Source organism: Streptococcus oralis subsp. tigurinus (assembly GCF_002096275.1).
Taxonomy (GTDB): domain Bacteria; phylum Bacillota; class Bacilli; order Lactobacillales; family Streptococcaceae; genus Streptococcus; species Streptococcus oralis_CN.
In genome coordinates this window covers 33153-52227 of record NZ_NCUG01000014.1, presented here as the reverse complement: position 1 = coordinate 52227, position 19075 = coordinate 33153, and the positions used below count along the sequence as shown (strand labels likewise).

General features: G+C 39.7%; 19 protein-coding genes and 2 pseudogenes. 13 read left to right on the top strand and 8 right to left on the bottom strand.

The window, feature by feature from the left end:
* Position 1 precedes the first annotated feature (1 nt).
* Positions 2-124 (bottom strand): annotated as a pseudogene (locus B7725_RS10245) (low temperature requirement protein A); the annotation flags it as partial.
* A gap of 231 nt (positions 125-355) precedes the next feature.
* On the opposite strand from B7725_RS10245, the gene B7725_RS01650 reads away from it, so the two are divergent.
* Genes B7725_RS01650 through B7725_RS01640 form a run of 3 tightly spaced genes read left to right on the top strand, consistent with a single transcriptional unit; the run spans position 356 to position 2807 of the window.
* Complete coding sequence (locus B7725_RS01650) at positions 356-1072, top strand: ABC transporter ATP-binding protein (protein ID WP_084874272.1); 717 nt, start codon at positions 356-358, stop codon at positions 1070-1072.
* A gap of 1 nt (position 1073) precedes the next feature.
* Positions 1074-2144 (top strand): ABC transporter permease, encoded by a 1071-nt coding sequence (locus B7725_RS01645; RefSeq protein ID WP_084874271.1) that lies wholly within the window; start codon positions 1074-1076, stop codon positions 2142-2144.
* A gap of 39 nt (positions 2145-2183) precedes the next feature.
* Positions 2184-2807, top strand: a complete 624-nt coding sequence (locus B7725_RS01640; RefSeq protein ID WP_000361924.1) for a TetR/AcrR family transcriptional regulator — start codon at positions 2184-2186, stop codon at positions 2805-2807.
* A gap of 111 nt (positions 2808-2918) precedes the next feature.
* On the opposite strand, the gene B7725_RS01635 is transcribed toward B7725_RS01640, so the two are convergent.
* Positions 2919-3953 (bottom strand): threonine aldolase family protein, encoded by a 1035-nt coding sequence (locus tag B7725_RS01635; RefSeq protein ID WP_205012939.1) that lies wholly within the window; start codon positions 3951-3953, stop codon positions 2919-2921.
* A gap of 130 nt (positions 3954-4083) precedes the next feature.
* Between B7725_RS01635 and B7725_RS01630 the strand changes: the two genes are divergently transcribed.
* The 8 genes and pseudogenes from B7725_RS01630 to rpsD all read left to right on the top strand — a co-directional run bounded on the left by B7725_RS01630 (position 4084) and on the right by rpsD (position 12749).
* Positions 4084-4974: a LysR family transcriptional regulator gene (locus B7725_RS01630; RefSeq protein WP_084874269.1), complete on the top strand. Its 891-nt coding sequence runs from the start codon at positions 4084-4086 to the stop codon at positions 4972-4974.
* A gap of 49 nt (positions 4975-5023) precedes the next feature.
* Positions 5024-5788 (top strand): annotated as a pseudogene (locus B7725_RS01625) (nucleoside phosphorylase).
* Between the two features lie 33 nt (positions 5789-5821).
* A complete protein-coding gene (locus B7725_RS01620) occupies positions 5822-7201 on the top strand; it encodes a TrkH family potassium uptake protein (RefSeq protein WP_084874268.1) in 1380 nt (459 codons plus the stop codon).
* A 13-nt stretch (positions 7202-7214) separates the two neighbouring features.
* Positions 7215-7880, top strand: a complete 666-nt coding sequence (locus tag B7725_RS01615; protein ID WP_084874267.1) for a potassium channel family protein — start codon at positions 7215-7217, stop codon at positions 7878-7880.
* 157 nt (positions 7881-8037) lie between these two features.
* Complete coding sequence (locus tag B7725_RS01610; protein WP_084874266.1) at positions 8038-10125, top strand: SSURE domain-containing protein; 2088 nt, start codon at positions 8038-8040, stop codon at positions 10123-10125.
* 80 nt (positions 10126-10205) lie between these two features.
* Positions 10206-10904: a response regulator transcription factor gene (locus B7725_RS01605; RefSeq protein WP_000751227.1), complete on the top strand. Its 699-nt coding sequence runs from the start codon at positions 10206-10208 to the stop codon at positions 10902-10904.
* Positions 10901-11935, top strand: a complete 1035-nt coding sequence (locus tag B7725_RS01600) for a sensor histidine kinase (protein WP_000769394.1) — start codon at positions 10901-10903, stop codon at positions 11933-11935. The genes B7725_RS01605 and B7725_RS01600 overlap by 4 nt, the downstream gene beginning before the upstream one ends.
* 202 nt (positions 11936-12137) lie before the next feature.
* Entirely contained in the window at positions 12138-12749 is a 612-nt protein-coding gene (gene rpsD / locus B7725_RS01595; RefSeq protein ID WP_000092756.1) for a 30S ribosomal protein S4, read from the top strand.
* A 130-nt stretch (positions 12750-12879) separates the two neighbouring features.
* Here rpsD and B7725_RS01590 read toward each other — a convergent pair whose 3' ends face one another.
* Complete coding sequence (locus B7725_RS01590; RefSeq protein WP_084874265.1) at positions 12880-13398, bottom strand: HXXEE domain-containing protein; 519 nt, start codon at positions 13396-13398, stop codon at positions 12880-12882.
* Positions 13399-13573: 175 nt separating this feature from the next.
* Positions 13574-15124 carry a DNA cytosine methyltransferase gene (locus tag B7725_RS01585; RefSeq protein ID WP_084874264.1) on the bottom strand — a complete coding sequence of 517 codons (1551 nt, stop codon included), beginning with the start codon at positions 15122-15124 and terminating at the stop codon, positions 13574-13576.
* A gap of 268 nt (positions 15125-15392) precedes the next feature.
* Here B7725_RS01585 and B7725_RS01580 point away from each other — a divergent pair, with 268 nt between their 5' ends.
* Both B7725_RS01580 and B7725_RS01575 read left to right on the top strand, forming a co-directional pair.
* Positions 15393-15857, top strand: coding sequence for a helix-turn-helix transcriptional regulator (locus tag B7725_RS01580; RefSeq protein WP_084874263.1), 465 nt, complete (start codon positions 15393-15395; stop codon positions 15855-15857).
* An 8-nt stretch (positions 15858-15865) separates the two neighbouring features.
* Positions 15866-17083, top strand: a complete 1218-nt coding sequence (locus tag B7725_RS01575) for an MvaI/BcnI family restriction endonuclease (RefSeq protein ID WP_084874262.1) — start codon at positions 15866-15868, stop codon at positions 17081-17083.
* Positions 17084-17231: 148 nt separating this feature from the next.
* Here the strand turns inward: B7725_RS01575 and rpmG are convergent, their stop codons facing one another.
* From rpmG to B7725_RS01555, 4 genes are all read right to left on the bottom strand, one after another.
* Positions 17232-17381 (bottom strand): 50S ribosomal protein L33, encoded by a 150-nt coding sequence (gene rpmG, locus B7725_RS01570; protein ID WP_001265622.1) that lies wholly within the window; start codon positions 17379-17381, stop codon positions 17232-17234.
* A gap of 15 nt (positions 17382-17396) precedes the next feature.
* Complete coding sequence (gene rpmF / locus B7725_RS01565; RefSeq protein WP_000290417.1) at positions 17397-17579, bottom strand: 50S ribosomal protein L32; 183 nt, start codon at positions 17577-17579, stop codon at positions 17397-17399.
* A 151-nt stretch (positions 17580-17730) separates the two neighbouring features.
* Entirely contained in the window at positions 17731-17931 is a 201-nt protein-coding gene (locus tag B7725_RS01560) for a type II toxin-antitoxin system antitoxin (RefSeq protein ID WP_000796543.1), read from the bottom strand.
* Positions 17932-17933: 2 nt separating this feature from the next.
* The gene (locus B7725_RS01555; protein WP_084874261.1) at positions 17934-18941 is read right to left on the bottom strand and encodes an SPFH domain-containing protein; all 1008 of its coding nucleotides are present in this window, start codon (positions 18939-18941) and stop codon (positions 17934-17936) included.
* Positions 18942-19075: the final 134 nt, after the last annotated feature.

The following is a 19075-nucleotide window of genomic DNA, read 5'->3' as shown; positions in this document are numbered from 1 at the left end:
TTCAATTAGGTCTTGAAAATTTCTTAGTCTGTTTCATATAAAAATGAGTAAAATGAATTCCCATTACCAAGGTCATTAGAGTTGCGATAGCAATGACGATGGTAGGATTGGCTGAGAAAAGTAGAGGAAGAATAGGCCTTTAAAAAGTGGACAGGAAAGACCATTTCAGAGTATCGAAAAGAGATTTAGAAACAGCTCTAAAAGCAATAGCTATCCATTATAAGCATCAGATAATAATATCTGGTGCTTTATTTTTAAAAAAATTCAGATTTTTTTCTTGACAAGTGAGTGATTACTCACTATAATAGCTTCTGTGATTTAAAAAGTGAGTACCCACTCACCAAGGAGGAAGTAAATGAAAATATTACTACATTTACAAGATTTAGTAAAATCTTTTGACCATCAAATAGTTCTGAATCATGTCAGCTTTGAATTGCAGACAGGAGAAATTATAGGATTAATTGGTCCGTCTGGTGCTGGTAAATCAACTATGATTAAGACTACGTTAGGAATGGAAAAGGTTGATGGAGGCCTAGCTTTAGTGTTAAATCACACTATACCCAATCGCCATATTTTAGGAGATATTGGTTATATGGCCCAGTCAGATGCTTTATACGAGTCCTTGTCAGGCCAAGAAAATCTGGAATTTTTTGGTCAGCTAAAGGGGCTTTCTAAAAAAGACCTAAAGGCGGAAATTGCTTATATAGCTCAAGTAGTAGATCTGACAGACTACTTAAACAAGGCGGTATCTGGTTATTCTGGAGGAATGAAACGGCGTTTGTCTCTTGCTATCGCGCTGTTAGGAAATCCTCAACTCTTGATTTTGGACGAACCGACAGTTGGAATCGACCCTTCTCTTCGAAAGAAAATCTGGAAAGAATTATTCGCGCTTAGAGACAATGGGGTAGGGATATTAGTTACTACCCATGTTATGGATGAAGCAGAGTTGACGGATAAGGTCGGCTTATTATTAGGCGGAAAAATCATTGCTTTTGATACACCGCAACACTTAAAAGAAAGTTATCAAGTTTCAAGTATTGAAGAAGTATTTTTAAAAGCAGAAGGTGAGTAAAATGAGAACAATAGCGATTGCAAAAAAAGTCATCAAAGAATTACTTCGTGACAAACGAACTCTAGCCCTGATGTTTATAGCACCTGTTTTTATCATGTGGTTGATGAACTTCATGTTTTCAGCTAGTACAACCGTGAATGTCAAGTTGGCAACACAAGATCTACCAACTGGTTTGGTAACGAAAATGGATGAGCTCGATCATGTGGATGTCGAGACTTATCAGGACTTAGATCAAGCCAAAGAAGCGCTAGCAAATGAAAAAGTCGATGCTGTGATTTCTTATAAAGACGGTGAGTATCAGGTTGATTACGCAAACACAGACGCCTCCAAAACATCTATGATACGACAAGTGTTACGAACGAGTATCGCCAGTGAAGGCACCGATCAGTTAGTATCTCGTGTTAAACAAGCTCTTCCGGACGCAAAAACACCAGAAATCAAGGAGTCTTACCAGTATGGAGATGAAAATACAAGCTTCTTTACCAGTATGATTCCGGTTTTGATAGGTTTTGTAGTTTTCTTCTTTGTCTTTTTGATTTCAGGTATGGCGCTTTTGAAAGAGCGCACCAGTGGAACACTAGAACGTTTGTTAGCAACACCAGTGAAACGATCTGAAATCGTCTATGGCTATATGTTGTCTTACGGTATTATTGCGATTTTTCAAACGGCAGTTGTCGTTTTAGCAGCAATTTGGCTACTAGATGTAGAAGTTGTAGGAAGTATTTTAAATGTTATAATAGTTAATGTGGTACTGGCTCTTGTAGCACTAGCTTTTGGAATTCTCTTGTCTACTCTAGCAAAATCAGAATTCCAAATGATGCAATTTATTCCTCTCGTGATTATGCCCCAACTTTTTTTCTCAGGAATTATTCCATTGTCATCCATGGGAGAATGGGCTCTAACTGTGGGGAAATTTTTGCCATTAACCTATTCTGGTGATGCAATAAGCCAGATTATTCTTTACGGGCACAATCTTGGTGATATTTTGTCAAATCTTGGTGTTTTAATGATTTTCTTGATCATTTTAACAATTCTCAATATTGTTGGATTGCGTCGTTATCGTAAAGTTTAGAAATCAACATAAATAATGCTAAAAAGGTGTGAAGATTAGATGGATAAGACTGTTTTTGAATCGTTTGAAGATTACTTAGAAGAAGCGAATTACCCTCAAGGAAAGAAAAAAATCATGCAGGCAGCAGTGGATCTCATATCAACCAGGAGTTACCATGGGACCTCAACTCTTCACATAGCTGAGCGTGCTGGACTAAGTCAGGCAACTTTGTTTAAGTATTTTAAGACGAAGGATGATCTACTGACGGCTATTTTACATCCTGTAGTCCCAGGCATTTTCGGTAGTTTTTTTGAGGAACTCTTAGCTTTTGAAACGACAGAAGAGAGGGTTCGTTATCTCGTCCATGATCGTATGAGCTATCTCAAAAAAAATCGTGCTTTGATGAAAATCATTCTGCAGGAGAGTTTTTCAAATAAAAAACTAAAAAATGAACAGATTTTTATCTGGAATGCTATTCAAGATAAACTTCGAGTACTTCATAAGGAATTGCTAGCAGATCCACGAGTAAATCCAGAGTTAACGATTCCTCAAATGGTTCGTATTTGTGTTGGCCCGTTGTTGGCTTACTTCGCTCAGCTTTATATCGTTAGCGATAATGGAGAAATAAAAGAGGAAGACTTAGACTTATTAGAAAAACAGATTTTAGGTGGTTTGTGGAAATAAGTGGGTTCTAGAAGAACTAAGGTTTATTTACCTGACCTTCAAACAAGATAAAAAAGACATGTTCTGCTTATTTCAGATTCATGTCTTTTTGTTATTGGATTTGATATGTTTTTATAACTCCTCAATCACCTTGCATAAGGCTTCTACATCTTCTTTTTGACTAGACCAGGCGGTCGCAAAACGGATGACGGTATGCTTATCATCATATTTTTCCCAGTAAGAGAAAATCACTTTTTGAGACAAGTTTTTCATCTGTTCATCATTTATAATACAAAAGACTTGATTGGTTGGATTTTCAAAATAAAGGGGGAGGCCAGCATTTTTACAAGCTAGACGAATTTGGTTGGCATAGGAAATCGCATCTTCGCCAATCGTTTGATAGAGCTTGTCTTTAAACAATTCGTCAAATTGAATGCCGAGAAGTCTTCCTTTGGCTAGAAGGGCGCCGTGTTGTTTGATAATGGTGGTCATGTGAGGAAGGAGTTGAGGATTAGGGATAACGACTGCTTCCCCGAGAAGAGCGCCACATTTGGTACCACCGATGTAGAATGCGTCGCATAAGTTAGTCAAATCAGCAAGACTGACATCATTTTCAGGACAGGCAAGTGCGTAAGCAAGACGAGCACCATCTACGAAGAGTTTGACATTCTTTTCCTTACAAACCTGAGAAATAGCTTCTAATTCTGCTTTGGAATAAAGGGTTCCGAGTTCAGTTGGTTGAGAGAGATAGACCATTCCTGGCATGACCATATGCTCATGATTTTTATCAGCCCAATAATTTTCAATGGTTTCTTTAATTTGCTGGGCAGTCAATTTTCCATCTGTTCCCTCTAGTTCGAGTACCTTGTGACCTCCAAATTCGATAGCACCAGCCTCATGAACGCTGATATGACCAGTTTTTGTAGCAATCACCCCTTGGTAAGATTGGAGAAGACTGTCAATCATGACTTGGTTGGTCTGGGTTCCACCGGCAAGAAAATGGACCGCCGCCTGCGGGCAAGCGCAGGCTTTTCGGATGCTTTCAACAGCACAGGCACTAATCGAATCGCTCCCATATCCGCTCATTTCCATTTCATTGGTTTCCATAATTCGTTTGAGAATAGCAGGATGTGCTCCTTGAAGATAATCATTTGCAAAATTTAGGATTTTGTTTGTCATAAGAAACCTCTTTCTTGATTGATACATTCATTGTACAAGAAATAAATTCATTACACAAACGTCAAAAAATCATGTAAACTATGATAAAATGGAATGGATAAAAGAAAAGGAGTGGGAAATGGATGCAAGTAAGTGTCAGGCAGTTCTAATTGCCAGTGAAACAGGTTCTTTTTCAGCCGCAGCAGAACAACTCAATTATACTCAGTCAGGAATCACGAGAATGATTTCCAGTTTGGAAGAGGAATTAGAATTTTCCTTGTTTATTCGCAGTAAAAAAGGAGTTCGTTTGACTGAGAATGGGAAATTGATGTTGCCTTATTTCAGGGAAATCGTTGAATCCAGTCAGATTGCGCAAGAGATGAGCGATGATATCAAAGGAGTCGTTCGTGGTTCCATCACCATTGCCTGTTACTTTAGTGTATCCTCTATGTGGATGCCTCGTCTTTTAAAAGTTTTTTCAGAAAGCTATCCCAATATCCAGATCAAGTTGCTGGAGGGTGGGAATAAGGAAATTGCTAAGTGGTTGGCAGAAAAATCTGTCGACATCTGTTTATGTGCAGAACCTCAAGACAAGACGAACTATAGTTGGGAAGAACTCTATCGGGACCCACTTCTTGTTTGGCTCCCCAAAAATCATCCTAAGGCTAGACAAGCTCAATACGAGATAAAGGATTTGGAGGCAGAGGAGTTTATACATACCTTGCCTGGGCAAGATACAGACCAGGATAGATTAATTGAGAAAGAAAATCTAAATTTAAAAACACGGTTTACAACAAAAGACGGCTTTACGACCTATCAGTTAGTAAAAGAAGGTTTAGGAGTGAGTTTTAATCAGGCTATGATCGCACAAGATTGGAAAGAAGATGTAGTGCAGTTACCTCTAACCCCACCACGGTTTGTCTCGCTGGGCCTGGCTTTGCCAAAACAGAAACCGACTTCTCCAGCGGTGCAACGATTTCTCAAGTGTATGGAAGAGGAGATTTCTGGCTTGCTAAAGACTCCTCCTTGACACTTCGCCAGCTTTTGATACAATAGTACAAAATTAGAGGAGGTGGGCTATGATTCAGAAACATGCGATTCCCATTTTGGAGTTTGATGACAATCCCCAGGCGGTCCTTATGCCAACACATGAGGGATTGGACTTAAAGTTGCCAAAGAAATGCATCTATGCATTTTTGGAGGAAGAGATTGACCGCTACGCTCAGGAAGCAGGAGCGGACTGTGTTGGTGAGTTCGTTTCTGCCACCAAGACTTATCCAGTCTATGTCGTCAACTACAAGGGTGAGGAGATCTGTCTGACCCAGGCGCCCGTTGGTTCTGCCCCAGCGGCCCAGTTTATGGATTGGTTGATTGGCTATGGTGTAGAGCAAATCATCTCCACTGGAACCTGTGGCGTACTAGCCGATATAGAGGAGAATGCTTTTCTCATCCCTATTTGCGCTCTGCGAGATGAGGGGACCAGCTACCACTATGTAGCACCTTCTCGTTATATGGAGATGCAGATTGAGGCTGTTTCTGCCATTGAGTAAGTCTTGGAGCAAAGAGGCATTCCCTATGAGGAAGTTATGACCTGAACGACAGATGGTTTTTACCGAGAGACAGCTGAAAAGGTTGCCTATCGTAAGGAAGAAGGCTGTGCTGTTGTGGAGATGGAGTGCTCTGCTCTTGCGGCAGTAGCCCAGCTACGTGGGATTGTCTGGGGAGAGTTGCTCTTTACCGCAGATTCCTTAGCGAATCTAGATAACTACGACAGTCGTGACTGGGGCGCAGAAGCTTTTGATAAGGCCCTCGAACTCTGTATTGCCATTGTGCACCACATGTGAGTATTCTTACTGTTTTTATGGTAGAATGTAGTTATGCTATTCAACTCTTTTTTGGAAAAAATCAAGACGACATTGGGACGTTTATCGCCAGCCCGTCGCATCTTTTTAAGTTTTGCCCTAGTAATCTTCTTGGGTTCTCTCCTTTTAAGTCTCCCCTTTGTGCAAGCAGAAACGTCACAAGCGGCCTACTTTGACCATCTCTTTACGACTGTGTCTATGGTCTGTGTGACAGGGCTCTTTACCCAGCCGGTAGCCTCTACTTACAATATCTGGGGCCAGTTGATCTGTATGATTTTGATCCAGATCGGTGGTTTGGGGCTCATGACCTTTATCGGAATCTTTTATATTCAAGGCAAGCAAAAGCTCAGTCTTCGTGGCCGTGAGACTATTCAAGAAAGTTTTGCTTATGGGGAAACTCAGTCTCTAAAGGACTTCATCCGCTCGATCTTTTTGACGACTTTTCTGGTGGAAGGAATCGGTGCCTTTCTCTTGAGTTTCCGCTTTATTCCTGAATTTGGCTGGGGGCGAGGGATGTTAACCTCTATCTTTTTGGCTGTTTCAGCTTTCTGTAATGCTGGATTTGATAATTTTGGAAGTACGAGTTTAGCAGTCTTTCAGACGGACCCTTTGATCAATCTAGTGATTGCAGGCTTGATTATAACGGGTGGTCTAGGATTTATGGTCTGGTTTGACCTAGCGACCCAGTTTGGGAAAAAGAAAAAACGGCGCTTGCGTTTCCATACCAAGCTGGTTCTCTTTCTAACAACGGGAATTTTGCTCTTTGGAACAGTATCGACTCTCTTAATTGAGTGGAACAATCCTGGGACGATTGGGAATCTCAGCGTCCCAGAGAAACTGCTGGTTAGCTTTTTCCAGACTGTCAGTATGAGGACAGCAGGCTTTGCCTCTATTGACTACACCCAAGCTCGACCAGTTACCTTACTGATCTACATCTTGCAGATGTTTCTGGGAGGGGCACCTGGAGGGACAGCAGGGGGGCTCAAGATTACGACCTTCTTTGTCTTGTTGGTCTTTGCTCGCAGTGAATTATTGGGCTTGCCTCATGCCAATGTAGCTCGGAGGACCATTGAACCCCGAACCGTGCAAAAATCTTTCAGTGTCTTTATTATCTTCTTGCTGACTTTCTTGCTGGGCTTGATTCTGCTAGGGATAACAGCAGAAGGAAATCCGCGCTTTATCTACCTCATGTTTGAAACCATTTCAGCCCTTGCAACTGTTGGGGTAACGGCAAATTTAACACCAGAGTTAGGTAAGTTAGCCCTCAGTATCGTTATGTTGTTGATGTTTATCGGCCGTATTGGCCCCTTGACACTACTGGTAAGTTTAGCAGAATATAAGCCAGACAAGAAAGATTTGATTCACTATATGAAAGCAGATATCACTATCGGATAAGAAAGGAAAAACGATGTCAGATCGGACGATTGGAATTTTAGGCTTGGGAATTTTTGGGAGTAGTGTTTTGGTTGCTCTTGCCAAGCATCATATGAATATCATTGCCATTGATGACCACGAGGAGCGCATTAATCAATTTGAACCCGTGCTGGCGCGTGGGGTTGTTGGAGATATCACGGATGAAGAACTCCTTCTATCAGCTGGGATTGACACCTGCGATACCGTGGTTGTCGCAACGGGGGAAAATCTAGAATCCAGTGTTCTTGCAGTCATGCACTGTAAAAGTCTAGGGGTACCGACCGTCATTGCCAAGGTAAAAAGTCACATGGCTAAAAAGGTACTGGAGAAAATTGGTGCGGACTCGGTCATCTCACCGGAATTTGAAATGGGACGTTCGTTAGCGCAGAGAATTCTCTTTCATAACAGCGTAGATGTCTTTCAGTTGGACAAGAATGTTTCAATTGTCGAGATGAGAATCCCCCAATCTTGGGCGGGGAAAAGCCTTAGCCAGCTAGATTTACGTGGGAAATACAACCTCAACGTACTAGGTTTTCGTGCCTACGAAAATGCTCCTCTGGATGTCCAATTCGGTCCCGATGACCTTTTACGGTCAGGCGCCTATATCATGGCGGTGATTAATAACCAACATTTGGATACTCTAACAGATCTTAGTGAGTAGGGGAGGAAGGAGTGCTCTCTTTCCAAATAATTAACGAGTCAATATAAGTATTTTATAAGAGGGATTTAAGAAAAATTTTAACTTTTTCTTAATCCTTTTTAATTTTAGGAGATTATACTAGAGTCATCAAATAAAGAAAAACTCTAAGGAGAATCCTATGAAATTCAATCCAAATCAAAGATATACTCGTTGGTCTATTCGCCGTCTTAGTGTCGGTGTTGCCTCAGTTGTTGTGGCTAGTGGCTTCTTTGTCCTAGTTGGTCAGCCAAGTTCTGTACGTGCCGATGTCGTCAATCCGACTCCTGCCCAAGTCGTACCAGACGCTGCTTCAGTGAGTGAAAAGAGCGACTTACCAGCAGAGGTTCTCAAGAAAGCAGTTGATGTAGCTCTTCCTTCAGAACAGTCTGTTCCAACACCTAAAGCAAGTTTGGATACTACAAACTCTTCGGAAAAAGTGGACGCAACTGCTAAAGACCCGGTAGTAGCACCAAAAGAAGAAGTGCAAGCACAACCTGACTCTAAGAAACAAACAGAAGATGCAGTTAAACCTGTGGAAAGTCCTGCGTCTACAGTTTCTGGACAAGACCGTGAAGCCAGTGAAGCGAAATCAGCGACCACTCCAGCTGAAGTCCAAAAAGGCGTAGCCGACAACACCAAAGACACAGTAGATGTTCCAGCTAGCTACCTTGACAAAGCCAATTTCCCAGGACCATTTACAGCCGGTGTCAACCAAGTTATTCCATACGAAGCTTTTGGTGGAGATGGTATGTTGACTCGCCTCTTGTTAAAAGCCTCAGACAAAGCCCCATGGTCAGACAATGGTTCAGCCAAAAATCCGGCCCTTCCGCCAGTAGAGAAATTGGGCAAAGGTCTCTACTTCTATGAAGTAGACTTGGCCGGTACTCAAGGAAAATCAGATAAAGAGCTACTTGACCTCTTAAAACAAAACGGTACACAAAGTTATAAAGCTACCATCAAGGTGTACGGTGCGAAAGATGGCAAGGCCGATTTGACTAATCTGGTAGCGACTAAAGATTTGACTGTTAATTTGAATGGCTTGACCACCCCAGCTGAAGTGCAAAAAGGTGTGGCCGACAACACCAAAGATACAGTAGATGTCCCAGCTTCTTACTTGGATAGAGCTAATTTCCCAGGTCCATTTACAGCTGGTGTCAACCAAGTTATTCCATACGAAGCTTTTGGTGGAGATGGTATGTTGACTCGCCTCTTGTTAAAAGCCTCAGATAAAGCCCCATGGTCAGACAACGGCTCAGCTAAAAATCCAGCTCTCCCACCAGTAGAGAAATTGGGCAAAGGTCTTTACTTCTACGAAGTAGACTTGGCAGGCACCCAAGGAAAATCAGATAAAGAGTTGCTTGACCTCTTGAAACAAAATGGAACTCAAAGTTATAAGGCAACCATCAAGGTGTACGGTGCGAAAGATGGCAAGCCTGACTTAACTAATCTGGTAGCAACTAAAGATTTGACTGTTAATTTGAATGGTTTAACCACACCAAGTCAGGTTAAAGAGTCTGTTGTTAACAATATCAAAGACATGATTGATGTTCCAGCTAGCTACCTTGATAAGGCTAAGGTTCCTGGACCTTTCTTGGCCGGTGTCAACCAAGTTATTCCATACGAAGCTTTTGGTGGAGATGGTATGTTGACTCGCCTCTTGTTAAAAGCCTCAGACAAAGCCCCATGGTCAGACAACGGAACAGCTAAAAATCCTGCTCTATTGCCACTTGAAGGCTTGGCTAAAGGCCAATATTTCTACGAAGTGGATTTGAATGGCAACACGACAGGCAAAGAAGGACAAGCCCTTCTAGATCAACTTCGTGCCAATGGCACTCACACTTACCAAGCTACTGTTAAGGTCTATGGTTCTAAAGATGGCAAACCTGATTTGACCAATCTGATTGCTACTCGTCAAGTAACGATTCGACTTCGTGGAAAAGAAATGGCGACAACACCATCTCAACCAGATCAGATGAATACGAAGCCTTCTGAAACAGGCTCTACAGGTAAGACTGAGGGTATGATGGGTACAAATCACCATATGTCAGATATGAGGGTCGATCAACCAGCTTCTAGCCCAATGGCTAATATGATGAAAAAAGATGATAAAGCGATGCTACCAAATACTGGGGAAGCTAAAACGGCTACAGCTGGCCTTGGTATCTTTGGTCTAGCCTTGGCAGGTCTTGTTGGACTTTTGGGTTTGACAACCAAACGAGAAGATTAAGATTCAAATCACTTAAACATTAGGGAAAATAGTGTTATACTAAAGCAAGTATAACACTGTTTTTATCGAAGGAGTGTCGGATGAAAAAGACAATTTTGCTGGTTGATGATGAGATAGATATTCTAGATATTCAAAACCGCTATCTTATACAGGCAGGTTACGATGTTTTGGTCGCCCATGATGGTAAGGAGGGATTAGAACTTTTCAGAAAAAAATCTATCGACCTCATTATTACAGATATCATGATGCCCAATATGGATGGTTATGATTTTATCAGTGAAGTTCAGTATATCGCTCCGGATCAACCCTTCCTCTTTACAACTGCTAAGACAAGCGAACAGGATAAGATTTATGGATTAAGTTTGGGGGCAGATGATTTTATAGTCAAACCCTTTAGCCCACGCGAATTGGTTTTAAGAGTAAATAATATCTTGCGTCGCCTTAGCCGTGGAAGAGAGACAGAACAGATCGAGTTTGGTGACTTGGTAATCAACCATGTGACTCATGAGGTTCGCATTGGGGATCAACCTTTGGAATTGACCGTGAAATCCTTTGAACTTCTATGGGTATTAGCCAGCAATCCTGAGAGAGTCTTTTCAAAGACGGAACTTTACGAGAAGGTATGGCAAGAGGACTATGTGGATGATACCAATACACTCAATGTTCATATCCATGCTTTGAGGCAAGAGTTGACCAAGTATACAAATTCAAATGCTCCTGCTATCAAAACTGTCTGGGGTTTGGGCTATAAGATGGAAAAACCAAGAGGTAGAAAATGAAATTAAAAAACTATATTTTAGTGGGGTATCTAGTGTCGACTCTACTAACGATTTTGGTCGTTTTCTGGGCAGTCCAACGAATGTTGATTGAGAAAAGTGAAGTTTACTTTCTAGTTGGAATGACCTTGATTGCTAGTTTCATTGGCGCTGCAGTGAGCATCTTTCTTTTGTCGCCTGTGTTCTCTTCTCTGAAACATTTGAAAAAACAAGCTCAGGATATAGCAAGCAAGGATTTCAGCACAGAAATCGAAACCAAAGGCCCATTAGAATTTCAAGAGCTGGGCCAGGCTTTTAATGACATGTCCCACAATTTGCAAGCCACCTTTCAATCACTTGATGAGAGCGAGCAAGAAAAGAGAATGATGATTGCGCAGCTTTCTCACGATATTAAAACTCCCATTACCTCCATTCAGGTTACTGTGGAGGGAATTCTAGATGGAGTGATCAAGGAAGAGGAACGACTCCACTACTTAACCACGATTGGTCGGCAAACTGAGCGTCTAAACAAGCTAGTAGAGGAATTGGATGTTTTGACTCTTAACACACAACCTCAAGATACTGCTGATGAAGAAGTCGAAGAGGTCTTTTTAGATCAGTTGTTGATTGAGTCAATGAGTGAATTTCAACTCCAGATTGAACAAGAGGAGCGGGATGTTTACATTCAAGTATCACCTGAGTCAGCGAAAATCAAGAGCCATTCTGACAAACTTTCTCGCATTCTGGTCAATTTGTTAAACAATGCCTTTAAATATTCAGAACCAGGAACCAGAATCGAGGTTCTTGCCCAATTAACAGAACAAGAGCTGACAATCAGTGTGAAAGACGAGGGTCAGGGGATTCATCCTGAGGATTTGGAAAAGATCTTTAAACGACTTTATCGTGTAGAAACTTCGCGCAATATGAAGACAGGTGGGCATGGATTAGGACTTGCGATTGCACGAGAACTAGCCCATCAGCTTGGTGGCGAAATCACAGCAGAAAGTCAATATGGCTTAGGAAGCAAGTTTACATTCAGCCTCAATTTGAAATAAAGGCGTAAAATCTCTTTACAAATCTAGCTTTTCATGGTACAATAGCCTTTGTGTGAAATAGCAGCAGGAAAGCATGAAGCTCGTCAACAGGCGTCTTATAACAAGTAACCTTGGCTGTTTAGGCGAAGGGCATCTGCACGAATCAGGGCTTTCTAAGTGACTATTTCCACCGAAATATTATTTATATCAGGAGGACATACACATGTCACGTTATACAGGACCATCTTGGAAACAAGCTCGTCGCCTTGGCCTTTCACTTACAGGTACAGGTAAAGAATTGGCACGTCGTAACTACGTACCAGGACAACACGGACCAAACAACCGTTCTAAATTGTCAGAATACGGTTTGCAATTGGCTGAAAAACAAAAACTTCGCTTCACTTACGGTGTAGGTGAAAAACAATTCCGTAACTTGTTCGTACAAGCAACAAAAATCAAAGGCGGAATCCTAGGTTTCAACTTCATGCTTCTTTTGGAACGTCGTTTGGATAACGTTGTTTACCGTCTTGGTCTTGCGACTACTCGTCGTCAAGCTCGTCAATTCGTAAACCACGGTCACATCCTTGTTGACGGAAAACGCGTTGATATCCCATCATACCGTGTAACTCCAGGTCAAGTAATCTCAGTTCGTGAAAAATCATTGAAAGTTCCAGCAATCCTTGAAGCAGTAGAAGCTACTCTTGGACGTCCAGCATTCGTATCATTCGACGCTGAAAAATTGGAAGGTTCATTGACTCGCTTGCCAGAACGCGACGAAATCAACCCAGAAATCAACGAGGCACTTGTCGTTGAATTCTACAACAAAATGCTTTAATTTTAAAATATCTTACAGAAAGCCTACAACAGTGGGCTTTTTGCTTTGCCTTAAAAAACTATAGAACACTTCTTAACTGTGAAGGAGGATAAAAAAATTTCCTGCAAATTGAAATTGCAAGGAACTTTTGTTAATGGTAATGGATGAGCCAGGTGGAATACTTTTTCCCGAGCCAGAGAGCAAATAGGAGATTGATGACGACGATGCCTGAGCCAACTAGTGAAAATAGGAAAAATTCGCTAGTCGAAACTCGCCACAAATGTACAATGTCTGTAATCAAATAAGCACTGATAGGAAAACAAAGGATAGAAGTGATGAGAGCAGGGATATACTTACGGAGAAGAATTGATTGTCCAATATGGAGCAAGAGATGGAGTGCAAAGGCCACAAATCCTCCTAACCAAACTAATTCGAGCGCTCTAGATTGACTAAAATACGCTAATAAAGTGATGGATAAGACAATGATAAACTCCTCAAAAACAGCAAGGGCAAATCCCTCTGTTGTAATTCCTTTGTGAATCGTGAGAATAGCTGGAGCCTTTTGAACCATCAAGGTTTCGTTGAGATGAATCCAAGGGACAAGACCGATAATTTCTTCCATATCGTGAAAGATAAAGAGTAGCGGGAACATCCAAAGATAAAATGCCATAAATCTCTCCTGAAAAACTATAGATCGCTAACCAATAAAGCAAAAAACGCCCAGTAAGGCTTTTTGAGTTAGGTGTGCTTATTTAACTTCGGTAAACTATGAAATTTTTTTCAATAAGAATAAACAGACTAGCAAATTTAAGAATTGAACTAGTCTGTTTATATTTCATAGTGAATTAATTCGTTTCTATTGCTTCTTTAACTTTTAAGGCTACTGCTCTAGCTAATAAAGGAGGGACAGCGTTCCCTACTTGAGTGAATTGAGGAGTTTCTTGAGAACGTTTGTCTCCACCAGTAGTTCTTTTCCCTAGGAATTCAAAGCTATCATCAAAAGACTGTAATCTAGCCATTTCTCTGACTGTAAGGACTCTATCGAAATAAGGGTGAATAAAATCATCAGGTAAAGTGACAATAGTAGGTGATATGGAATCAGGATTAAGTCTGGTTCGTATTGATTTTCTTGTTAGAATTGCCTCTCCAATCTTATCAGTAATTTCGCCATTCATAAGTAAGTGATGGAAAGCATCTGCATCGTATTCTCTATTTAGCAATGGCTGCACTGTTTCCCAGAAAGTATTCGCCTGCTCCAGAGTGGTGTTTAACCTATTAGCAAGTGATTTTAGAACTTTAGTAATTTCGTGCTCATTATTTATTAGACTAGATAATATGGCCAATTGACGATTGGTGAAGTGCAACCAACGACTGGCCTTGAAATTATCATTGAATAGCTTAAGCTCCATGAGTGTATCGTGAATAGCTTTCGTATTAATAGCTAGGTTAACTTGAAATAGACTTTCGTTAAATAATTCTGGGCAAGTATCACGGAGATTTATTCCTTCTGATTTAAGTCGATTAATCACTGCACGAGTGTTTTCACCAGGTTTATACAAAGAGAATCTTTGAGAAACCAGTATATCGTGTCTGGATTTTTCCATGTTTGTAATTCGTTTTCGCGGAATATTTTTTCCTGCTATTGTAGGTGTTTCACCTTGTATTCGATTCCGAGCAAATTCAGATAAATTGTCGTTGTTTTTGGTATCATATAAACCATTTAAAGCTTGTCTTACAGTTACTTCTGGTAGTTTATTTGACTCAGGATAATCAAGAGGGTGAACGTCATTTCTATATGCTAAAAAGACTACTCGATTTCTCTGTTGTGGTACTCCGAAATTGGCTGCATTTAATACTTGAACATCAAGTAGAGAGTATCCGAGTTCTTGTAGTTCCTTTTCGAGGATCTCTTTGACTAAATTTTGTCCTAAATATGATTCATCTCTAACTACACTTGGGAAATCAAGCATAAGCATATCTAGAATACCAGTTACATTTTCCATAACGACATATTTAGGGCGAATATCACGAATAATCCTTAAGTATTCATGAAAAAGCATATTCCTTGGATCGCTTGCATCTCGTTTTCCAAGACGGCTAAAACCTTGACAAGGTGGTCCTCCGAAAATGACATCTATATCGCCGGGTTTAAAAATATTTCCGTACCTTAAGTTATTTATCACTTCAAAAATACGTTCAGAAGTTAATTCTTTGATATCTGCTAGTTCAAAGTGGGTATCAACTCCTTCTTCAAGACCAAGTTGTTGGTGTCTATTAACGTAGGTTTCTTGCACCATAGGGCTTCTATCGCTAGAAAAAAGTATATCGAATCCAGCCTGTAAGATTCCTTCACTAAAACCTCCAGCACCACAGAATAAATCAATTGCATATGGCATTTTTAAATTTCTCGCTTTCTTTCTAATATTATATCAGAAATAATTATTCAAGTCCAGGATGAAGTATTGAGTAATTTCTATACTTATTTATTCGCAAAAAATACGATTATTTAGATTATTAATTGCAGATATTTTTTAACTTGTTGAATATAACCAGTTAAAAAAGACAACTTATCCGAATTAAAAACCCTTAAAAAAGACAACTTATCCGAATTAATAAAGTTGTTTTAAAGGTAATATAGATATATAAATCACCCGAGGTTTAAAAATGAAAATAGCTATTGAAAATCTTAATCGCATTAAAACGATTAAGCAATTTACTCATAAAGAATTGGCTGAAAAAACAGGTTATTCAAGAAACTCAATTCAGAAGTTGTTCTCCTATCATAATAATAGTAAAACGAGATTGGATCTCGTTGTGGCTGTTTGCAAAGCATTAGACATTGATTTTCCTTCAATATTTGATAGAAAAACAAAAAACTATTATGGAGATTATATGTTTAATAATGACTTAGTTAATACTCTGGGAACAGATTATTACTTAAGAAATTTTGTGAATAGAGTCCAACTCGAAATTAAAAACAATCCACGTTATTCTTTAAAAATAACAACTGGATTGAGTGAATCAACAATAAGTGACTTGTTAAATTTTAAAACAAGAAATCCTCGGGTAGAAACATTATTAAAAATTGCGGAAGGACTAAATATTTCTATATCTGAAATGTTTAGATAGGTATTAATATGCTTTTTGAACCTTATCAAGACGAACTACAATTTATTGAACAAATCCACAAATATAATGAAAGAGAATACACAGTTATTCGCCTAACGGATACAATGCTATCTAAAAGCATAATAGATGCCAACGTATTCGTTCAGGATATTCTTAAAAAGTATGGCTTAATGGACTATCAATCACTCCAAAATGGTGAGAAGAAAAAGTTGGATGCAATGCTGTATATTGGTGAAGAAAAATTTGAAACAAAGATGTCATGCTATCGTGCTAATGCTCGAGGGGATGAAAGATTTTGGATTTATGGGCGCCAATTTAAAAGAAGTTTCCATTCTGGCGACTTGATGTACATATCTGTAGATCCAAGTAGCAGACGGGTTATTAATATTAATGTCTCTAGGGGGAACTTGTCAGATGAAGATTTAGCCAAAATTTTCGGACAGGATAAAATTAAAGAAGCACTTTCTAGATTAATTCCTAAGGTAAAAGAGATTGCTTCTAAGGGTTATCACCCTAATTCTAAAGGAATAGGGAAAATTTCTCCTAAAGATGCTGGTGACACACTTGAGAATTTACTAGGAATTAAGACTAATAATAGCCAAAAAGCAGACTTTGAAGATTTGATTGAACTAAAGTCTAAGACTTCAAAAACACTTGATACTTTATTTACATTACGTCCAAAGTTTGAAGGTACGCCTGTAGCAGAATTTGAATCTAATGATCGTAATCGGGTTTCAGCGTTTGCGAGGTTGTATGGATATGAATCTGACAAGCATCCCGGCATGAATAGTTTATATATCACCATCGGGTCTGAGATGTCACCTCAAAATAATCAAAATTTTTATTTGGATGTAAATGAAAGCGATAGAACTGTAGAAATTCGTAGACATGAAAATGATACCTCTCAAAGGGTGGCTTATTGGTATTTTGAAGATTTAGAAAAAGAGCTACACTTAAAACATCCTGCCACGCTTTGGGTAAAAGCGGAAAGCAAGATGAATGGTGACATTGCTGAGTTTAAATACACAGAAGCAGAGTTGACTCGTTCCCCTCAATTTATGACATTTATATCCTTAATTAAATTGGGAGTTGTAACTTATGATTGGCGCGGCTATACTTCTAAAGAAGGGAAGTATGAAGGGAAAAATCATGGAAATGCATGGCGAGTAAAAAATAAACACCGTAATCAACTTTTCGGTAGCTCAGAAGTCATTGAATTGATATAAAATTAATAAATCTCTCGTACAAATGAACCGTACTCGAAAAGCTAGACAAAAAATTTCTAACTTTCAGGGTGCGGATCAAATTTCAGTTATTTTACGAAAATTAAAAAGCCTTTGAAATGCTGATTTCAAAGGCTTTTAGTTTACTCAATTATTTAACCTCTGTAAACACAACGTGTTTGCGAAGTTTTGGTGAGTATTTCTTCAATTGAAGACGGTCTGGAGTGTTACGTTTGTTTTTAGAAGTAAGGTACAAGCGTTCACCAGATTCTTTGTGTTCAAGTGTAATATTTACGCGCATGGTATCTCCCTTCTATTATTCAGCTGATGCAGCTTTAGCGATTTTACGTCCTTTGTAGTATCCTTTAAGTGATACGCGGTGAGAACGTGAGTAATCTCCAGTAGTTTCGTCAAAGTTTACAGATGGAGCTGTTACTTTGTAGTGTGTACGACGTTTGTTTTTCTTCGCTTTTGAAGTGCGACGTGCAGGTACTGCCATTTTGTTTTCTCCTTTAGGTATTTAAATTCGATTCAATCTAGTGATTTTCATCAACCATACTAGGATAACACATTTTTTTTGTAAAGTAAAGTTACTTGACAAAAAAAGATGAAAAAATTCTCCCGTCCGAGCCAGCAGACAGGAGAAGGTCTTAAATATCAATCTCGAATGGTTCGTCAATGGTTTCTGAGACGTACTTCCCATCTTTCTTTCGTTGTTTGACGCATTCGGTGAGAAGATATTCAATTTGCCCGTTAACTGATCGGAAGTCATCTTCTGCCCATGATGCGAGTGCAGCATATAACTTATTCGAGAGTCGAAGGGGGATCTGCTTTTTTTTAGCTTCAGCCATCTTTAGTAAAGACTTCCTGCGTTGACAATTGGTTGTGCATCATGATTACCACAGAGAACGACTAGGAGATTTGAAACCATGGCAGCTTTTCGTTCTTCGTCAAGCTCTACCAATTCTCCTTCATTGAGACGTTCTAGGGCCATTTCAACCATTCCTACCGCTCCGTCTACAATCATCTTACGGGCATCAATAATGGCTGATGCTTGTTGATGTTGAAGCATGACGGCAGCAATTTCTGGCGCATAAGCTAGGTAAGTGATTCGGGCTTCAAGGATTTCCAAGCCAGCATCTTCAACACGACTTTGAATTTCTTCACGAATACGTTTAGCTACAATCTCACTAGAACCGCGGAGGCTTCCTTCATCTGCTTGTCCATCCCCTGTAGTATCTACATTAGGAGACACATCGTAAGGATAGATGCGGACAATATTACGGAGGGCGCTATCACATTGTAATGAAAGATATTCTTTGTAGTTGTCAACGTTGAAGACTGCCTTAGCGGTATCGACAACTCTCCAAGTTACCGCAATTCCGATTTCAACAGGGTTACCTAAGCAATCGTTAATCTTTTGACGGGAATTGCTCAAAGTCATAACCTTGAGAGAAATCTGTTTCTTGCCAATTTCAAGATTTACATCATTGCCATTTGATGATTTCATCCCTGAAAAAGGAGATTTCGTGCTAACGTCCCCACTTTGTCCAAGTCGAGTGTGGTTTGCAGGGTTAACTGCTACGCTGAAGGGATTGACAAAGTAAAAACCAGGTTCTTTGATGGTGCCTGTATAGTTACCAAAGAGTGTCAGAACCAGAGCTTCCTGAGGTTTGACAACTTTTAAACCAGCATGAGCTAGGCCTGCAATTAAGCTTAATAAAAGTCCGATAATAATTCCAAAAACGTTTTCCGAACCAGCACCCATTATAAATATAAAGATACCAAGTACGAGTGTCAACTCAATGAGAATCAATGCGAACACACCATTTGGTTTTGAATTGATGAGTTTTTCAGTCATAAGAATGACCTCCTGTTTTTGTGATATCTAAATGATATCACTTTAATTTATAAAGTCAAGAAATAAATGTAACATCTTTAAAGAAAATATTACTGTATAGAATTTTCTGAAAATTCAAGAATTTTCTTCTGTTC